Source organism: Pseudooceanicola sp., assembly GCF_029213205.1.
Lineage (GTDB): Bacteria > Pseudomonadota > Alphaproteobacteria > Rhodobacterales > Rhodobacteraceae > Pseudooceanicola.
Genome location: NZ_JARGNH010000040.1, coordinates 1 through 16164, shown reverse-complemented (window position 1 = coordinate 16164; position 16164 = coordinate 1). Strand labels below are relative to the sequence as shown.

Here is a 16164-nt window from a genome sequence, read left to right as displayed (position 1 = left end):
GGAGCCCTTGGTACCGCCGTCGCCCTTGGTGCCACCGGAGCCCTTGGTACCGCCGGAGCCCTTGGTGCCACCGGAGCCTTTGGTGCCGCCGGAGCCTTTGGTGCCGCCAGAGCCTTTGGTACCGCCGTCGCCCTTGGTGCCGCCGGAGCCCTTGGTGCCACCAGAGCCCTTGGTGCCACCGGAGCCATAGCTCTCGTTGAAATCGTCAGCCAGGTGTTCGTCATACCAACTGGAGAGGGACGAGCCTTCGACGCCGCCATTATGATAGGCGGCTGTTGAACTGGCCGATGCGTGACCGGAGCCCTGGGTGGTATCGTCTCTAAAATCTCTCATATGCTCATCTCCCCTTCCACCGGAAATTCATGCGCGCAAACGCGTTGGTTTACTGTTCGAAGCCGTGTAGAAGGCCGCAGAGAACCGCTCAAAAATCAATTCGTTAACGCTATGTGATCGCCGGAAAGCCGACAAGTTTTCTTCTTATTTTGAACAAATTAGCCGGTTTTTGTCGCCCAGCCAGAAACAGTATGAGCTGACACCAATTTTTGCTGAGAACCCAAGATCAATCTCCTTGCGAATCATGTTTGGGCAGCGGCGAATCTGAAGTGGTAAATCATTTCCTTAGTCCGACCTCAAATTTGCCGGTTTTTGCCGGTAGCTCTGATCCTCGACCCTGATTCAAGCAGTGCACCTGCCGGTTCTGTGGGGGAATGGACACCAATTTTGGTCATTTGAGGTAAGCATGAGCAACAAAAAAAGCCGCAAAATGCGGGTTGTAGAGAGTGCTGAAAAATTCTTTGCCCAACCGGTTCTTGAGGTTGACGCACCGGGGGGCGAAAATCGCTCAAGCTATCGGCTTGTTTTTGCCGACCGCACTGTGATTGCCAGCCTGCGCCCCAACTTTCGCCGCACACATATTGAGGCTTTCACGCTTCAGAAACTCTGGCCGAATTGCACTGACCTGCCCGAGTGCCTGGGTGTGGATGGCGAGATATTGTTTCAGTCCGATGTGGGCGGAAAGCGCCTCAATCTTGAGATATCCAAGGTCAACAAGACCAAACGGGTTGAACTTGCTCATGAAGCTGTCGCGTCGATCTTTCGCATCCAGGCCGCCGGCCGCAAGGTCAAGTTGCACGAAGCCCTGCCGCATCTGGGACAGAACCAGCTATGGTTGGAAAACTTCGTGGACGGGGTCGACGAGCTTGGGGCGTTTTCTCAGGGGCGGTCTGCAAACCTGGACAGGCCTGCCATCTGTGAAATGATCGCCTACCCCGGCGCGCAATTCGTCAAATGGGACTGCCGGTCAGGGAATGCCGCCATTGGGCCGGATGACAGGCTGCGTTGGTTCGATTGTGAATATTCAGGCGCGCGCCACGGCGCCGAAGATTTCGCCTGGCTGATCGGAGATGAGGCCTGGCCCCTGAAGCCCGAAGTGATGGAGGCGATTGTCGCCGATTGTTTTGACCCCGGCACCGGCCACACACTGGACGACTATCTTGATTACATGGCGCTCTATCTGACGTTCCATTGCATCCAGCGCTTCAAGCTGATCGTGCATGAGACAAGCAAACGCGGCTGGTTGTCGAAAACACGCGTGCGCAAATACGACGATGTTGGCGCACACCCCGAGTTTGCCGCACAGATCTGCCGGGTTGGTTCCTATTTCGCGGAACGAAACCGCGAAACACGACCCGTGGCGCGCGATTTTGAAGAGGCCGAACTCGTATTTCTGAACATTCTGAAAGACAGCCTGAAACTGGCAAAAGCGTGACCCTTATGAAGCATGAACAAATCACACCCCTCCCCGACACTGCACTGCAGGTTAGTGTCATTGATGGCTATGCCGATTTTGTCAAACTACGCAAGGAATGGCAGGTTCTTGAACGCCGCGACCCTGAATCAACCGTGTTTCTGACCTGGGACTGGATGGCGCAGATTTTCCGCGACAACCTTTTCCGGTGGAGCGTCATCGTGGTGCGCAAAAAGGGTGCTGGGGACAATATTCTGTGCGTCCTACCGCTGAAATACCGCCTGCATTGGAGCACCAGCCGCAAAGAGTTTCAGACCGAGCTGGAAGCCGCCGGGCGACTGCTGTGGAGTGAATACACCGGTTTCCTATGTGATCCCGCGTACGAGGCCGAGGCATTGATTGCCGCCGCGGACAGGTTGGCGCAGATGCCGTGGAGCAAATTGTCGATGCGCTATGTCGCCCAGCACCGTCGCTGCAAGATATTTACCGATGCGCTGGCCGCCAAGGGTTTTTCGGTGCGGTTCCGGGACTACATGATTAACAACAAGGAAACCAACAATCTGCTTTGCCCGCAGGTTGATCTGCCTGAAGATTTCGACACCTACCTGAATACCCAAATCAGCAGCAACACGCGCCAAAAGTTCAACCGCTTCAAACGCAGAAGTTTGGATACCGGCGAGTACCGTATTACCTGCACCGACGACACCTCATTGGAGGCTGACCTGGAGGCGCTGCTGACCTTCTGGAAACAGAAATGGGGCGCACAAAAAGGCGATGAACAGGCCGAGCGTGTTGCCGGTAACTACCGCGACGTTCTGACCGCGGCACAGCGCACCGGAACACTATTCATGCCGGTTCTGCGCAAAGGAGACACGCCGCTGGGCGCGTTGGGGCATGTGCTGGACGTAAAGAACGGGTTGATGCATTTCATCGTGGCAGGCCGGGATGCTGCTGCAACAGAGGGCTTTATCGGTTCGGCACTGCATTTTTTCAGTATCGAATGGGCGATCAGGCAAGGCTATATTTGTTATGATTTCTGTCACGGCAATGAGCCCTACAAATACAATTACGGCGCGCAGGATCAGGATGTCCTGTATTTTGAGGCCCGCCGCAAGGAGCTAACCGATGATCTGGTGTTTGATTCCATCTGCATCGGTGAGGCGATGCGACGTATTGAGACATTCCTGAGCACCGGCAAAACCGATCGCGCCGCCCGGGCTTGCGCGCAATTCGCAAAGATATTTTCGTGACATTTCAATCGGGCCAGTGGCGCCTCGGTTGCTCCCGGGTCTTGATGCGCCAGCTCTCGTTGCCGGTTTCGACGATGTCACAGTGATGGGTCGCGCGGTCGAGCAGCGCAGTGGTCATCTTCGCGTCCACTGCCCTCTCATGGTTGGCTTGCAAACCATGAGAGGGGCCGAAGATCGAGGGCCATTCGGCGAAGTCGAGACTGGTTCGCACGATGATCGAGGTGCGCGCGTAGAGGCGGCTGATCAGGTGGAACAGGAGCTGACCACCGGTCTGGGCGAGCGGGCACTTCTCAGTTAATCAATGCCGTAACCAAAAGCGTTGCAGCCACCGCCAAGTAAATATTGCCTCCATCTGCGACGTAAACTTCGTTGCGACTGGGGCGCGGAAGGCCGCGTGCTCGCCAATCATTGACAACGACCACATCCTGCTTGCGGAAACGGTGACCAACGGCATGCGTATGGCGTTGCTGTTTCACCACCTTCACCTTGGAGCCGTGGCTACGGGCCCCCTGCTTTATTTCGACCCTGTCCGCCCTGTCTGCCCTGTCCGCCATGGCCGCCACCGGCGTGACGGCCACTGCTGCGGTAGCCAGGACAAACATGGTTGCGTATCGTTTCATCAGGTTCTGCATTGGGTTCTACCTTGTTGTTTACCTCCATTTTCAACGTTCGCTCGACAGTTTTCCGTCGCTGAAACTTTGAAGTTATTTGCAATCAGCCGCGATAGGACGGTCGAGCTTGGAGATCGGCAGGTTGCAACATGGCTTCGCGCCAACTTCGCTCGAATCTGGAAGACGTTCACTTGAAACCGGTCACACCACGCATGGAACTCGGCTGTCGATATCGGCGATAAGCGCGACATCCGGCGAGCGACCGATCGCTTCACGCAACGCGAGTGTCCGCTGGGCCGTCACCCGTGGTGGCATCGGTTGTGATGCAGGGTACAGGCCATCTTCGCCGAATTTGGGTGCGAGATCAGTGCCTTCCTCGACCTGCTCCACGGATTGGCGGGATTGAAATTTCAATGGTGACATCTCGGTCCATTGGAGGCTCTTGTTTAAGGTAATGTTATATCATATCAGGTTGTGACTGAAAGCAAAGAACACAGCTAAAAGGCGAATCCAGATGGCATTGGAGGACAAGCGCGTTCCGGTCACTTTGTTGACGGGGTTCCTCGGGGCAGGAAAGACAACGCTGCTGAACCACCTGATCCGCGATCCACAGGCCGGGCGGATTGCCGTCATCATGAATGAATTCGGTGATGTAGGGCTTGATCATGACCTGATCGAAGAGGCGACTGAAGAAACCATCGTGCTGCAATCGGGCTGCCTTTGCTGCGCGATCCTCGGGGATCTGGCCGAAACCTTTGGGGTCCTTCTGGCAAAGCGTGTTTCGGGGTTGGTCGATTTCGACAGGGTTGTGATCGAAACCAGCGGCATCGCCGATCCGGGTCCGATCGTGCACACCATGATGACAGACCGCCAGATTGCGCAGGCCTTCCGGCTGGATGGTGTGGTGACGCTGGCGGATGCGGCAACGGGTATGAACACGCTCGACCAGCAATTCGAAGCGGTTCACCAAGTGGCCATAGCTGACTTGCTGATCCTGTCGAAGACCGATCTGGTCGATGCCTTCGACCTGACACGGTTCGAGAAACGGTTGAGCGGGCTCAATAGCTCGGCTCGGCGCGTTCACGCAGAGCACGGCAAAGTGCCGGTGGGAACGCTGTTCGGCCTGATCGCGATGCACAAGGACGTGACTCCTTCGGATGTGGACAGTTGGCTGGGGATGTCGGCAAACATGATGGAGGAAGCGGCCAAGCCTGATCCCTTTGCCGGTCTTTCGGGGTTCGGGTCAAAACCCGCGGCTCCGGCGACCTTCAACCCCTCAATGCCAGCGGCGCAGCACGGGCATGATCACAATATCTGTTCTGCCTCGATCGAGGTGACAGATCCCATTCCCGCCGAGGTCTTTGATACGTGGCTGGATACATTGATCAAGCTCCGGGGGCCGGACATCCTGCGCATGAAGGGCATTTTGCACGTCGAGGGGCTGCAATATCCTTTCGTGTTTCACGGGGTGCAGCACATTTTCGACGCTCCCGTGCCGCTAAAAACATGGTCGGGCGAGGATACGACCAGCCGCGTCGTCGTCATCGCGCGAAACATCGAGGAGGCGGACCTCTCGGCCAGCCTCAAGGTGCTGTTGATGCGGCCCGAGGACGGGGCGATGTCAGATCACCTGCCCGGCGGCATGATGGCCGATACCACCAAGTCCCCCCTCTGACCCGTGGCTGCCGCTTTGGCGTCTGGCCCGCTGAAACCCAGGGGACAAACCGGACACGATCCGATGCTCGCGCTTTTTGGAAAGGAAGATCCCGCAATGATCCATATACGCCTGCCCGATGGCGCAAGCCGCGCGCTTGATTCCGCCAGCCCCGCCGCCGATCTGTCGGCCCCCTTGCGGAAAGGTCGAAGCGCATACCGCTCCAGACCTGCCAGTGGGTGCCTCGGGTTTTGTTGCAGAAACCGGCTTTGTCCCCCTGCGCCAGGTCATCGAAGTATGTGACATCTGCACTGACTGACGCCCGGCCAAACCCGAAAAAAATCCCGACCTTCTGATAAACAAAGGAAATAGCCATGTCAGCTATCGACACCCGTCTTCCCGTAACCGTCCTTTCCGGTTTTCTCGGTGCGGGCAAAACCACGCTTCTCAACCGAGTGCTCAACAACCGCGCGGGGCGACGCGTCGCTGTCATCGTCAACGACATGTCCGAAGTGAATATCGATGCCGACCTCGTGCGCGAGGGGACCGAATTGTCGCGTTCCGAAGAAAAGCTGGTCGAGATGTCGAACGGCTGCATATGTTGCACGCTTCGCGACGACCTTCTGAAGGAGGTGCGCCACCTGTCAGAAGAAGGTCGGTTTGATTACCTGCTGATTGAAAGCACAGGTATTTCCGAGCCACTGCCCGTGGCCGCGACCTTTGATTTTCGCGACGAGCAAGGCCAGAGTCTGTCGGATGTGGCGCGGCTCGACACCATGGTGACAGTGGTGGATGCGGTGAACCTGCTACAGGACTATGCCAGCCACGATTTCCTGACCGACCGAGGTGAATCCCTGGGCGATCAGGATGATCGTAGCCTCGTGAGTCTTCTGACCGAACAGATCGAATTTGCCGATGTGGTGATCCTCAACAAGGTCTCCGATGCAGGTCCGGAGCGCACCAATGCGGCCCGCAAGATCATTCGCAGTCTGAACGCCGACGCGAAGATTATCGAAACTGATCATTCCGAGGTGGAGCCCAGCACCATTCTCGATACCGGCCTGTTCGATTTCGAAACCGCTCACGAGCATCCGATGTGGGCCAAGGAGCTGTACGGTTTTGCCAACCACGTCCCGGAAGACGAGGAATACGGCATCACTTCCTTTGTCTACAACGCCCGGGCGCCATTTGACCCGGTCAAACTGCACGCCGTATTGAACGGCCCATTGCCAGGCGCGATCCGTGCCAAGGGGCATTTCTGGATTGCAACCCGGCCGGACTGGGCTGTCGAGTTCAGTCTCGCAGGTGCGATGTCCTCGGTTACGCCGCTGGGGCGCTGGTGGGCCTCGGTGCCGCAAGAGAGGCTTCCCAAGCATCCCGAGGCGCAGGCCGAAATCGCCCGCATCTGGGCTGAGCCCTGGGGCGACCGGCGTCAGGAGATCGTCTTTATCGGTGCGGGGCTTGAGCGCGAAGTGATCAGCGCGAAGTTGAATGGTGCATTGGTCGAAACCACGGAGTTTGAGCCGGAAGCCTGGGTTTCGCTGCCCGACCCGTTCCCGCGCTGGGGGGCATGAACTGACCCTGCATGCAACTTGCAACCGGAAGGAAGACTATGATCACATCTCAGGATCTATTGGCAGCCCGCACCATTTGGGGCGAACAGAAAGTCGCGATTTCCAAGGCCTATGAAGAGGGCGGGCTTGACGTGGCCCGCGTCGCCGCGATGGCGCATCTGGATGCGAATTACGGCTATGGTCTGGGGCCGGTGATGTTCAAACCCACCATGGCCAGCGGCGAACAGACGTTTCGCCCGACCAAGGCCGGCGCGCTGGCCTATTTCTGCGGGCATTCCGACGAATACCCCCTTGATACCGGGTTTGCGATCCGAGGATGGCGCGCCATGGACAGCGTGACCTCGGCTGAGCTCATCGAGGGCGATATCGCCATGTGGATGGGCTGGATCATTCTCATCGACAAGGATGGGAACGACACCAGGGTCGACAAGAGCTTTGGCTACAAGAGGGACGCGAATGGTGCGTTGCGTATCGTGCTGCATCATTCGTCCCTTGGACCAGATCACAGCCGCGTAGTTTGCCATCGATGGCCAGATTGAAAAGTGCGAGGTCTCGATGGTTCTCGGCTAACTCAGGTCTAACCCTGATCGCCCATAGGTGCTTGGGCTTGAATGGTCCTCCGACCGCCATTCCCTCCCACGACGACAACCCGACGCTGACGGGGCATCATAGCACAGGAGGTCGCGGCGCATCCGACGTCAGCTTTGAGCCCGCAATGACAAGTGCTGCGCATGGCTGCCATTGGTACTGCCGAAGCCGGTTTTCAGGGCAATCTTTCGATTTCTTGGTCCGCTTCCGAGACCTTCAGCGTTGACCAGGTGTCGTCTTTCAGTGGCGGCGGCGGTGTTTCGCAGGTGCGTCCGTGGATGGCGACCTTTGCGATGAAATGCGCCGAGATCGGGGCGGTGACGAACAGGAAGGCCATGATCAGCAGCTCGTGCATGGACGCCTCGCCCAGAAGGACCGAGTGGATCATCGACGCCAGGAGCAGCATCCCGATCCCCATGGTTCCCACCTTGGTCGGCGCGTGCAGACGTGTCATCGGGTCGTTGAACTTCAGCAGCCCGATCACGCCCACGATCACGAAACCGGCCCCGATCAGCAGGCAGAGCGCGACAAGATAAGTTCCGACAATCTCGGCGGTCATTCGATGATGTCTCCCCTCAGAAGGAAGCGGGCCAGCGCGACGGTCGAGACGAATCCCAGCATCGCGACCAGCAGTGCAATCTCGAAATAGATCTGGATGCCCAGGTAGATGCCCAGCATGACGACCAGACCCAGCGCGCTGATGACCATCGTGTCCAGCGCCAGGATCCGGTCACCGGACGTCGGGCCCAGCACCAGCCGCACCATCGACAGGATCTGACCGAGGGCGAGGGCCACGAAGGCGATGACCACGCTGATATCCAGAAGAGCCGAAGCCGTCGTCATGAGAAAATCTCCTTCAGGCGAAGTTCATAGCGGGTCTTGATCTCGTCACGCACGGCGTCCGGGTCGTCGGTGTGCAGGACATGCACCAGCAGGCTGTGTCCCGCGTCGGACAGGTCGGCCGAGACGGTGCCGGGCGTCAGCGTGATGGTTCCGGCCAAGATGGTGATCGCTTCGGGCTTGCGCAGGTCCAGGGGCACCACGATCCAGGCCGGCTTCAGTTTCGAGTTGGGAACGGTCAGCACGATCCATGCCACCTGCACGTTGGCCACCAGGATGTCCCACAACACCATGATGCTGTAGCTGAACATCTTGCTCAGCCGAAACCCTTTCGGCGTGTCCGGCCACCAGATCGACGTGCCCCGCGGGATGATGATCCCGAGGATGATGCCGAAGACGACCATCCCCGCCGAGACGTCGTTCTGCAGGATCACCCAGACCACCGCCAGAAGCAGCGTCAGGTAGGGGTGCGGCAGCAGCCAGTGAAATGCCCGTGCCATGTCAATGGTCCTCCGTCGGCGTGCCGAGTTTTCCGGGGGTGTCCAACACCGTCGCGATATAGGGCCCCGGCGCGAACAGCTGGGCGGCTATGCTGGTGGTGTAGCGATGTATCGGCCCGGCAAACACCGTGTTTGCCACCAGCAGCGCGATCAGCCCGCCCACCGCGACATAGGACAGTGCCGCCGGGGTCGACAGGTCCGGCATCGTGTCCGGCGCCTCGACGCTTTCGGCCTTCCAGAACAGGACGCTGCCCGCGCGCGCAAAGCCCGCGAGGCTGATCAGGCTGGACACCAGCATGACCGCCCAGATCCAGACCACCAGGTTGGTGCCATAGGCGGCATCCAGTATCAGCAGTTTGCCGATGAAACCCGACAGCGGCGGCAGGCCCACCATCGCGATGGCGCCTGCGAAGAACAGCCCCGCCGTCATCGCCGCGCCCGCGACGGGCGGTTGCGCTGTCAGATCCACGTTGCCACGCCCGGTGCGCACCAGGTCGGAGATCAGGAACAGCGCCGCGCCCGCCAGGGTCGAGTGCACCACGTAATACAGCGCCGCCGCGATGCCCGCCGGGGTGAACAGCGCGGTGGCCACCAGCACCATGCCCATCGACCCGATGACCGAGAACGCCACCAGCCGGTCCAGCCGTTTGGCCGCCAAGACCCCGACCATGCCAATGGCCAGAGACAACAGCGCAGCCGGCAGCAGCCACAGGTCGTGGAGGCCAGATGTGACCTCAAGGTCGGGCGGAAAGATCAGCGTATAGACCCGGATGATCGCGTAGGCCCCGACCTTTGTCATGATCGCAAACAGGGCCGCGACCGGCGCAGGCGCCTCGGCATAGCTGGACGGCAGCCAGAAATGCAACGGCACCACCGCCGCCTTGATCGCAAAGACCAGCAGCAACAAAACCGCCGCCACCCGGATACCCACAGTGTCTTCTGGTCCGATCACGGCGACGCGCGCGGCCAGATCGGCCATGTTGAGCGTGCCGGTCTCGGCATAGATCGACCCCAGCGCGAACAGGAACAGCGTCGATCCGATGAGGTTGAACAGCACGTATTGCACGCCCGCCCGCAGCCGCGCATTGCCGCCTGCGTGGATCATCAGCCCGTAAGAGGCGATCAGCAAAACCTCGAAAAAGACGAAAAGGTTGAACAGGTCTCCGGTCAGAAACGCCCCCATGATGCCCATCAGCTGAAACTGGAACAACGCATGAAAATGCCATCCGCGCTTGTCCCAGCCGGAGCCTATCGCATAGAGCAAAACGAACAGCCCAAGCACCGCCGTCAACATGACCATCCCGGTCGACAGCCTGTCACCAACCAGCACAATGCCAAAAGGCGCCGCCCAATCGCTCAGCCGGTACAGCAGAATGTTGCCGTCCGACACCTGTAGCGCCAGCCCCAGCGCGATGGCCACCAGCGTCAGCACCCCAGCCACCGACACGGCGCGCTGAATGGCAAGGTGATGGCGCGCAGCCAGCACGATGAAGGCCGCAAGCATTGCGGGCAAAACGACGGGGGCGATGATCCAGTGAGTCATTGTCCAGCCTCCGCAGTCTTGTCGATTGCCTCGGGCTGGTCGTCCACGTGGTCGTCATCGGACCCCAGAAAGGCGCCAAGGCCAATCATCACCACCACGGCCGTCATGCCGAACGAAATCACGATGGCGGTCAGCACCAGCGCCTGCGGCAGCGGGTCTGTGTAGGTGGTCGCCGCATCGCTCAGAATAGGCGCGGCCCCCACGGTCAGGCGGCCCGAGGCAAAGAGGAACACGTTGACGGCATAAGTCAGCAGCGACATTCCCAGAATTACCGGAAATGTCCGCAACCGCAGCATCAGGTAAAGTCCCCCGGCGGTCATGACGCCGATGGCCGACGCGATGAGCAATTCCATATTTACAGGCCCTCCCTGACGGATCCGGCCTCTGCAAGAGGAGGATCATTCCGCGACGGGTCGATATCCATCGGGTGCTCGCTGTCCGGGGAGTGCGCGCTTCGCGCGAGCCGCGAGAAGCTTTCCAGCGACAGCATGACCGCGCCGACAACCGCCAGGAACACGCCCAGATCAAACAGCGCCGCCGTGGCCAGCTCGAATTTCTCGAAGGGTGGCAGGCGGACGTAGGTGAAGTCGGAGGTGAGAAAGGGTTTGGACACGAACCACGAGCCGATGCCCGTCAGGCCGGCAATCAGAACACCCGCCCCGATCACGCCATGGTAGGGGTATTTCAACCGCGCCGAGGTCCAGGCAAAGCCGCTGGCCATATACTGCATCACAATCCCGATCGAAACGACAAGGCCGGCTATGAAACCACCGCCAGGCTGGTTGTGGCCCCGCCAGAAGATATAGAATCCGACCAACAGCACCACCGGCATCAGAACCCGGGTCAGAACCACCATCATCATCGGGTGCACATCGCCGGCCCGTGGCTGATCGGGCTGACGATTGAGAAGCCGCGCGCGCACCGGACCTCTCAGCAAGGTCTCGGTCAGGGCATAGATCAGCAGGGCCGCGATACCGAGCACGATGATTTCGCCATAGGTGTCAAACCCCCGGAAATCGACAAGGATCACGTTGACCACATTGGTGCCGCCACCGCCCTTGTAGGAATTGGCCAGATGGAACTCTGAAATCGGCGTGTCCACCGCCTCGCGCAGCAGGTAGTAATAGGCCAGTGTAAAGGTCGCCACCCCGCCCGCAATGGCCACGCCGGCATCGCGGACACGGCGCAGAATCGTGCTTTCCACCGGCGTCCGATTGGGCAGAAAATTCAGCGCCAGAAGCAGCAGGATGATCGTCACCACCTCGACGGTGAATTGCGTCATTGCGAGATCAGGCGCGCTGAAAAAGGCAAAGCCGACCGAAACCGTGAGGCCGACAATACCGATCAGGATCAGCGACAAGAGGCGATTGCGGTGCATCAGCACCATCCCCACGGTCGCGGCCACCAGCATCGCCCAGCCGACGATGACCACCGGGCTGGCCGCCTGCACCGCGCGTGTCGGGGCGCCCACCGTTCCGGTGCTCCAGGCGTGAAAGCCCGCCGCAAAGATCACAATGGCCCCGACCGCCGCATAACGCGTGAAGGCGCCGTTGTGGAGCGGCAGGATCAGCCGTTCGGCCAGCCGGGCCGTGGCCTCGACGATGGCGTCGAAGATCACCTTGGCCTCGGGCCGCGGTGTCGCGTCCCACAGGCGCAGGGCCGGGTTGAAAATGGCGATCATGAACAGGCCGCCAACGACCGCGACACCGGACAGGTACAGCGCCGGCACCAGCCCGTGCCAGATCTTGAAATGGGCATCCGGCACCACCGCCGCATCGCCCAGCACCGAGGCCGTGACGAGCTTGACGAAGGGTTCGGCAAGGAAGGGCGCGACGCCGATCACGACCACCAGCACCACGAGGATCGCCGGAGGCAGCCACATCCCGGCACCCGGATCATGGGGCTTGGCGGGATAAGCATCGCGGACCGGCCCGAGGAACACATGCCCGATCAGGCGGAAACTGTAGGCGGCCGAAAACAATGCACCGAAGGTCGCCAGCCCGGGGACCAGCCAGGGCGTGCCGAACAGGACGGTATGCGTCGCCTCCTCAAGCATCATTTCCTTGGACAGGAAGCCGTTCAGCAGCGGAATCCCCGCCATCGACAGCGCCGCCAGCGAGGCGATCACGAAGGTCACCGGCATCAGGTGCCGCAGGCCGCCCAGGCGACGAATGTCGCGGGTGTGTGTTTCGTGATCGATGATCCCGGCGGACATGAAAAGCGCGGCCTTGAATGTCGCGTGATTGAGGACGTGGAACATCGCCGCCATCGCACCAAAGGCGGTGCCGGTGCCCAGCAACATGGTGATCAGGCCGAGATGGCTGACGGTCGAGAACGCCAGAAGCGCCTTCAGGTCGTGCTTGAACAGCGCGATGACCGCCCCCAGTACCATCGTCACCAGCCCGGCAGAGGTGACGATGATCAGCCATTCGGGCGTGCCCGACAGAACCGGCCACATCCGCGCCATCAGGAACAAGCCCGCCTTCACCATCGTGGCCGAGTGCAGGTAGGCCGAAACCGGGGTCGGTGCGGCCATGGCGTGCGGCAGCCAGAAGTGGAACGGAAACTGCGCCGATTTCGTGAAACAGCCCAGCAGGATCAGGACCAGCGCCGGCACATACAGCGGATCCGCCTGGATGAGGTCGCGATTCTGCAGAATCACGCTCAGGTCATAGCTGCCGACGATCTGCCCCAGGATCAGCATGCCGGCGATCATCGCCAGGCCGCCCATGCCGGTGACGATCAGCGCCATCCGCGCGCCCTGCCGCCCCTCTGGCAGATGTTTCCAGAAGCCGATGAGCAGGAAGGACGACAACGAGGTCAGTTCCCAGAACACCAGCAAAAGCAGGATGTTGTCGCTCAGGACGATGCCCACCATCGCGCCCTGGAACAGCAGCAGATAGGTGTAGAACTCGCCCATGTTGTCGTCGCGGCTCAGGTAGGTCCGGGCGTAGGCGATGATCAGAAGGCCGATGCCCAGGATCAACAGGGCAAAGAAAAAGCCCAGCCCGTCCAGCATCAATGTGAAGTTTAGACCAAGGGACGGCATCCAGTCGATCCGCGTCGCCACCACTTCGCCAGCCAGGACCGAGGGCAAATTGGATATCAAGCCGATGAAAGCGGCCAACGAGACCGTGAAGGTCACACCCGCAGTGGCGGTGCGACCCGCCGAGTTCATCAAACCGGGCAGAAGTGCCCCGAGGAAGGGCAAGGCAACGATAAAGAGGAGGGACACGCAGACTCCTGATTCATTCAATCTGCCAATCTGTACAACAGTGCACAGGATTCGCAACGGAGGAGGGGTGATCCGGCAGTATTGCGTAAGAGCTGCTCGTTTCTCAGATCCGCAAACCGCCAAAATCGACTGAAAAACGACCAATTTCTCCGCCGCAGCGAATGTATACGAACATCTCGGCCGGGCAGAGCAGCTGGGGCTGAACCAGGCCCGGTTCGTGTCGGCTTCGGTGTGGGAATGGCGTTGCTTGCGAGAGAGCGAACGGCAACAAAGCCCGCACAGCGGTCATTCCCCCCCCAAATGCTGCGGGATGCGCCAATGGCAGATCTGGTGAAGCTGTGGCGCGGCGGCTGACGCCATGGCCAAGGTCCGCCCTGGGCCGTCAATGACCACCCGCCCGGGCGCCGAAGACCTGTTCCCACAGCACTGCCGCAGGTCGACTCCGCGCCCTGACCTCATGTATGTGGGGCCTTGGAACATCGCCCATCATGCGGGAAATGTGATCTCAGGCCCCATGATGATGGATGATGCAAAGGACATGATGATGGACGGACGGAAGCAGACGGTGATCGGCGCGATGTGGCGTCAACAGATATGGGTCTACCCGTTGCTTGTCGCGGCGGGCATCGGGTTTGGGATGCTCAAAATCTCCGACTATCAGAAGACGGCCGCATTCCTGGACCACGGCGTCAAGGTGGTCGGTGAAGTCACCCATTTGCACGAGACCATAACGAACAAGCCAAATACCTACGATGTCGCCTACATCTTCGCCACCGAGGCCGATCCTCATACCCGTGGGGAGCAACGCGTCAGAGAACAGCTTTTCGACACCCTCAGCGACGGCGGCCCGATTGACGTCTGGTATCTGCCAGACGATCCCAAACAGAACGCGGTCGATTTAGGCCATCTTACCCGGTATTTCTGGCTCGCATTGTTTTGTTCGGCGGGGCTGATCTTTACCGGTCTTGTTGGCGGCTGGTTTACGGTCAAACGCGCCCGCGCGACTGTTCTCGCAAGTCAAGACGCCGATAGCTAACCCCAAGCGTCCGCCACACGAGCCAATCACCGTGGTCGGGCTGCTGTGACCGCCAGCAAGCCCGACCCCAAGACAGCGCCCAATTGACGACCAGCAGCAGATAGAGGCGCAGTCATGGCAAACGATATGCAAGACAACACGATGCGGCTCTCGCGGCAGCGTTTCAAACTACGGGTCTGGATGACGTCCCGACTCTGGGCCCAGGTCATGCTCGGGATGGTGCTGGGATTTGGTTTTGGCTTGTTATTAAGCGAACCCGCCGGTTTTGTTCCCCCCGACACGGCCGAGATCATCGGCCTTTGGCTGGCGCTGCCGGGGCGCATCTTCCTGGCCCTGATCGCCATGGTGCTGGTGCCGCTGATCTTTTCGTCGATTGTCGAAGGCCTCTCGGGGGCCGGGTCGGGCGAACAGCTGCGCTCGGTCGGGTTGCGGCTGGCCGCTTTCATCCTTGCGACCACCACGGTCTCCGCCATGATAGGTGTGGCGCTTGCTCAATGGTTGCGGCCCGGCGTGAGGCTCGCCGGAATTTCACAGGGGCCTTCCGCGTCAAGCGTGCCGTCCCAAACCGGTGACCTACCCGATTTGCCGACGCCGACCGCTCAGGTGTCTTTGCCGGACGTGATCGTCAAGATGTTGCCCGCCAACCCCACGGCCTCGATCGTGCAAGAGGACATGCTGGCCGTGGTCGTGCTGGCCCTGCTGGTGGGAGTCTCGGTCACCCAGGTCCAGCCCGAGCGCGCGCGGCCCTTCCTGGCCCTTATGGAGGCCCTGTTCGCGATCTCGATGAACATCGTGAAATGGGCCATGTTCCTGGCGCCTTTCGCGGTTTTCGGTCTGATGGCGCAACTGGTGATGCGCATGGGGTTCGAAACCATGTTGGGCATCTCCGGTTACGTTGGAACCGTGCTGCTGGGACTTGCTGTTCTGCTGTGCCTCTACCTGCTGCTGGCCTTTTCGACATCAAGCTCGTCAGCGGTGATGCCGGTGACCATCCAATCGGCGCGCGAGCTTGGCGTCTGCGCGCTGGCGATCCGTGCGCTACGTCGCTGATATAACCCCCGCATCTTCCAACTGCTCCCGATCGGGCAGATCTGCGAGCATGTCCAGACCGAAGGCGACCAGGAACTGCTCGGTGGTGACGAAGGTATAGGGCGCGCCGCGACGGGGTGACCTTGGCCCGGTCCCGATCAGGTTGCGCGCATGCAGCCGGCCGATCAGGTCGCGGCTGATCTCCTTGCCGAAGATGTCCTTCAGCTCGTCGCGTGTGATCGGCTGGTGGTAGGCAATGGCGGCCAACACCGCGACGTCGAATTCACCGAGGTCCAGCAACTGATCTCCGACATCCGCCGCTGCGCGGATCGCGGGCGCATAAGCGACCCGCGTCCGGAACATCCAGCCGTCAACGACCTTGGCAATCTCAAACGACCGCCCCTCGAGATCGGCGGCGAGGTCCTGGACCAGCAGGTCGACCGAGGCCCCCTGCCCCACCACCCGCGCCAGGTCCGCTCGCGGCACCGGCGCGGCCGAGGCAAACAGCACCGCCTCGATCCGCCGCATCCATTCGCGCCAGCGCAGCTCCTGCGGCA

The 16164-nt window shown here is 60.3% G+C and carries 17 protein-coding genes and 1 pseudogene; 7 read left to right on the top strand and 11 right to left on the bottom strand.

The window, feature by feature from the left end; translation table 11 throughout:
* Positions 1-333, bottom strand: a 333-nt coding sequence (locus P1U48_RS17245) for a hypothetical protein (protein WP_301070425.1), incomplete at its 3' end; no start/stop codon positions are given.
* A 406-nt stretch (positions 334-739) separates the two neighbouring features.
* Between P1U48_RS17245 and P1U48_RS17240 the strand changes: the two genes are divergently transcribed.
* Together P1U48_RS17240 and P1U48_RS17235 are read left to right on the top strand one after the other, a co-directional pair.
* Positions 740-1768 (top strand): hypothetical protein, encoded by a 1029-nt coding sequence (locus tag P1U48_RS17240; RefSeq protein ID WP_301070424.1) that lies wholly within the window; start codon positions 740-742, stop codon positions 1766-1768.
* Positions 1769-1773: 5 nt separating this feature from the next.
* Positions 1774-2997, top strand: a complete 1224-nt coding sequence (locus P1U48_RS17235; protein ID WP_301070422.1) for a GNAT family N-acetyltransferase — start codon at positions 1774-1776, stop codon at positions 2995-2997.
* A 4-nt stretch (positions 2998-3001) separates the two neighbouring features.
* Here the strand turns inward: P1U48_RS17235 and P1U48_RS17230 are convergent.
* The 3 genes and pseudogenes from P1U48_RS17230 to P1U48_RS17220 all read right to left on the bottom strand — a co-directional run.
* Positions 3002-3280 (bottom strand): annotated as a pseudogene (locus P1U48_RS17230) (ATP-binding protein); the annotation flags it as partial.
* Positions 3281-3287: 7 nt separating this feature from the next.
* Positions 3288-3629, bottom strand: a complete 342-nt coding sequence (locus P1U48_RS17225; protein WP_301070421.1) for an RcnB family protein — start codon at positions 3627-3629, stop codon at positions 3288-3290.
* A 180-nt stretch (positions 3630-3809) separates the two neighbouring features.
* Positions 3810-4031 carry a hypothetical protein gene (locus P1U48_RS17220; RefSeq protein ID WP_301070419.1) on the bottom strand — a complete coding sequence of 74 codons (222 nt, stop codon included), beginning with the start codon at positions 4029-4031 and terminating at the stop codon, positions 3810-3812.
* 91 nt (positions 4032-4122) lie between these two features.
* On the opposite strand from P1U48_RS17220, the gene P1U48_RS17215 reads away from it, so the two are divergent.
* The 3 genes from P1U48_RS17215 (at position 4123) to P1U48_RS17205 (ending at position 7375) form a co-directional block, all read left to right on the top strand.
* Positions 4123-5283: a GTP-binding protein gene (locus P1U48_RS17215; RefSeq protein WP_301070417.1), complete on the top strand. Its 1161-nt coding sequence runs from the start codon at positions 4123-4125 to the stop codon at positions 5281-5283.
* A 353-nt stretch (positions 5284-5636) separates the two neighbouring features.
* Positions 5637-6836 (top strand): GTP-binding protein, encoded by a 1200-nt coding sequence (locus tag P1U48_RS17210; protein ID WP_301070415.1) that lies wholly within the window; start codon positions 5637-5639, stop codon positions 6834-6836.
* Between the two features lie 38 nt (positions 6837-6874).
* Positions 6875-7375, top strand: a complete 501-nt coding sequence (locus P1U48_RS17205) for a phosphoribosyl-AMP cyclohydrolase (RefSeq protein WP_301070413.1) — start codon at positions 6875-6877, stop codon at positions 7373-7375.
* Positions 7376-7599: 224 nt separating this feature from the next.
* On the opposite strand, the gene P1U48_RS17200 is transcribed toward P1U48_RS17205, so the two are convergent.
* The 6 genes from P1U48_RS17200 to P1U48_RS17175 are packed head-to-tail and all read right to left on the bottom strand — an operon-like array spanning position 7600 to position 13542.
* Positions 7600-7983 carry a Na+/H+ antiporter subunit G gene (locus tag P1U48_RS17200; RefSeq protein WP_301070412.1) on the bottom strand — a complete coding sequence of 128 codons (384 nt, stop codon included), beginning with the start codon at positions 7981-7983 and terminating at the stop codon, positions 7600-7602.
* Complete coding sequence (locus P1U48_RS17195; RefSeq protein ID WP_301070410.1) at positions 7980-8267, bottom strand: K+/H+ antiporter subunit F; 288 nt, start codon at positions 8265-8267, stop codon at positions 7980-7982. Before P1U48_RS17195 ends, P1U48_RS17200 begins: the two co-directional genes overlap by 4 nt.
* Positions 8264-8764, bottom strand: a complete 501-nt coding sequence (locus P1U48_RS17190) for a Na+/H+ antiporter subunit E (RefSeq protein ID WP_301070408.1) — start codon at positions 8762-8764, stop codon at positions 8264-8266. The genes P1U48_RS17195 and P1U48_RS17190 overlap by 4 nt, the downstream gene beginning before the upstream one ends.
* Before the next feature lies 1 nt (position 8765).
* Positions 8766-10307 (bottom strand): monovalent cation/H+ antiporter subunit D, encoded by a 1542-nt coding sequence (locus P1U48_RS17185; RefSeq protein WP_301070407.1) that lies wholly within the window; start codon positions 10305-10307, stop codon positions 8766-8768.
* Entirely contained in the window at positions 10304-10660 is a 357-nt protein-coding gene (locus P1U48_RS17180; RefSeq protein WP_301070405.1) for a Na+/H+ antiporter subunit C, read from the bottom strand. Before P1U48_RS17180 ends, P1U48_RS17185 begins: the two co-directional genes overlap by 4 nt.
* A 2-nt stretch (positions 10661-10662) precedes the next feature.
* Positions 10663-13542, bottom strand: coding sequence for a monovalent cation/H+ antiporter subunit A (locus P1U48_RS17175; protein ID WP_301070403.1), 2880 nt, complete (start codon positions 13540-13542; stop codon positions 10663-10665).
* 514 nt (positions 13543-14056) lie between these two features.
* On the opposite strand from P1U48_RS17175, the gene P1U48_RS17170 reads away from it, so the two are divergent.
* Positions 14057-14578 (top strand): DUF3592 domain-containing protein, encoded by a 522-nt coding sequence (locus P1U48_RS17170; protein ID WP_301070402.1) that lies wholly within the window; start codon positions 14057-14059, stop codon positions 14576-14578.
* 114 nt (positions 14579-14692) lie between these two features.
* The gene (locus P1U48_RS17165; RefSeq protein ID WP_301070401.1) at positions 14693-15628 is read left to right on the top strand and encodes a cation:dicarboxylase symporter family transporter; all 936 of its coding nucleotides are present in this window, start codon (positions 14693-14695) and stop codon (positions 15626-15628) included.
* Here the strand turns inward: P1U48_RS17165 and P1U48_RS17160 are convergent.
* Positions 15617-16153 (bottom strand): SMC-Scp complex subunit ScpB, encoded by a 537-nt coding sequence (locus P1U48_RS17160; RefSeq protein ID WP_301070426.1) that lies wholly within the window; start codon positions 16151-16153, stop codon positions 15617-15619. The genes P1U48_RS17165 and P1U48_RS17160 overlap by 12 nt on opposite strands.
* Positions 16154-16164: the final 11 nt, after the last annotated feature.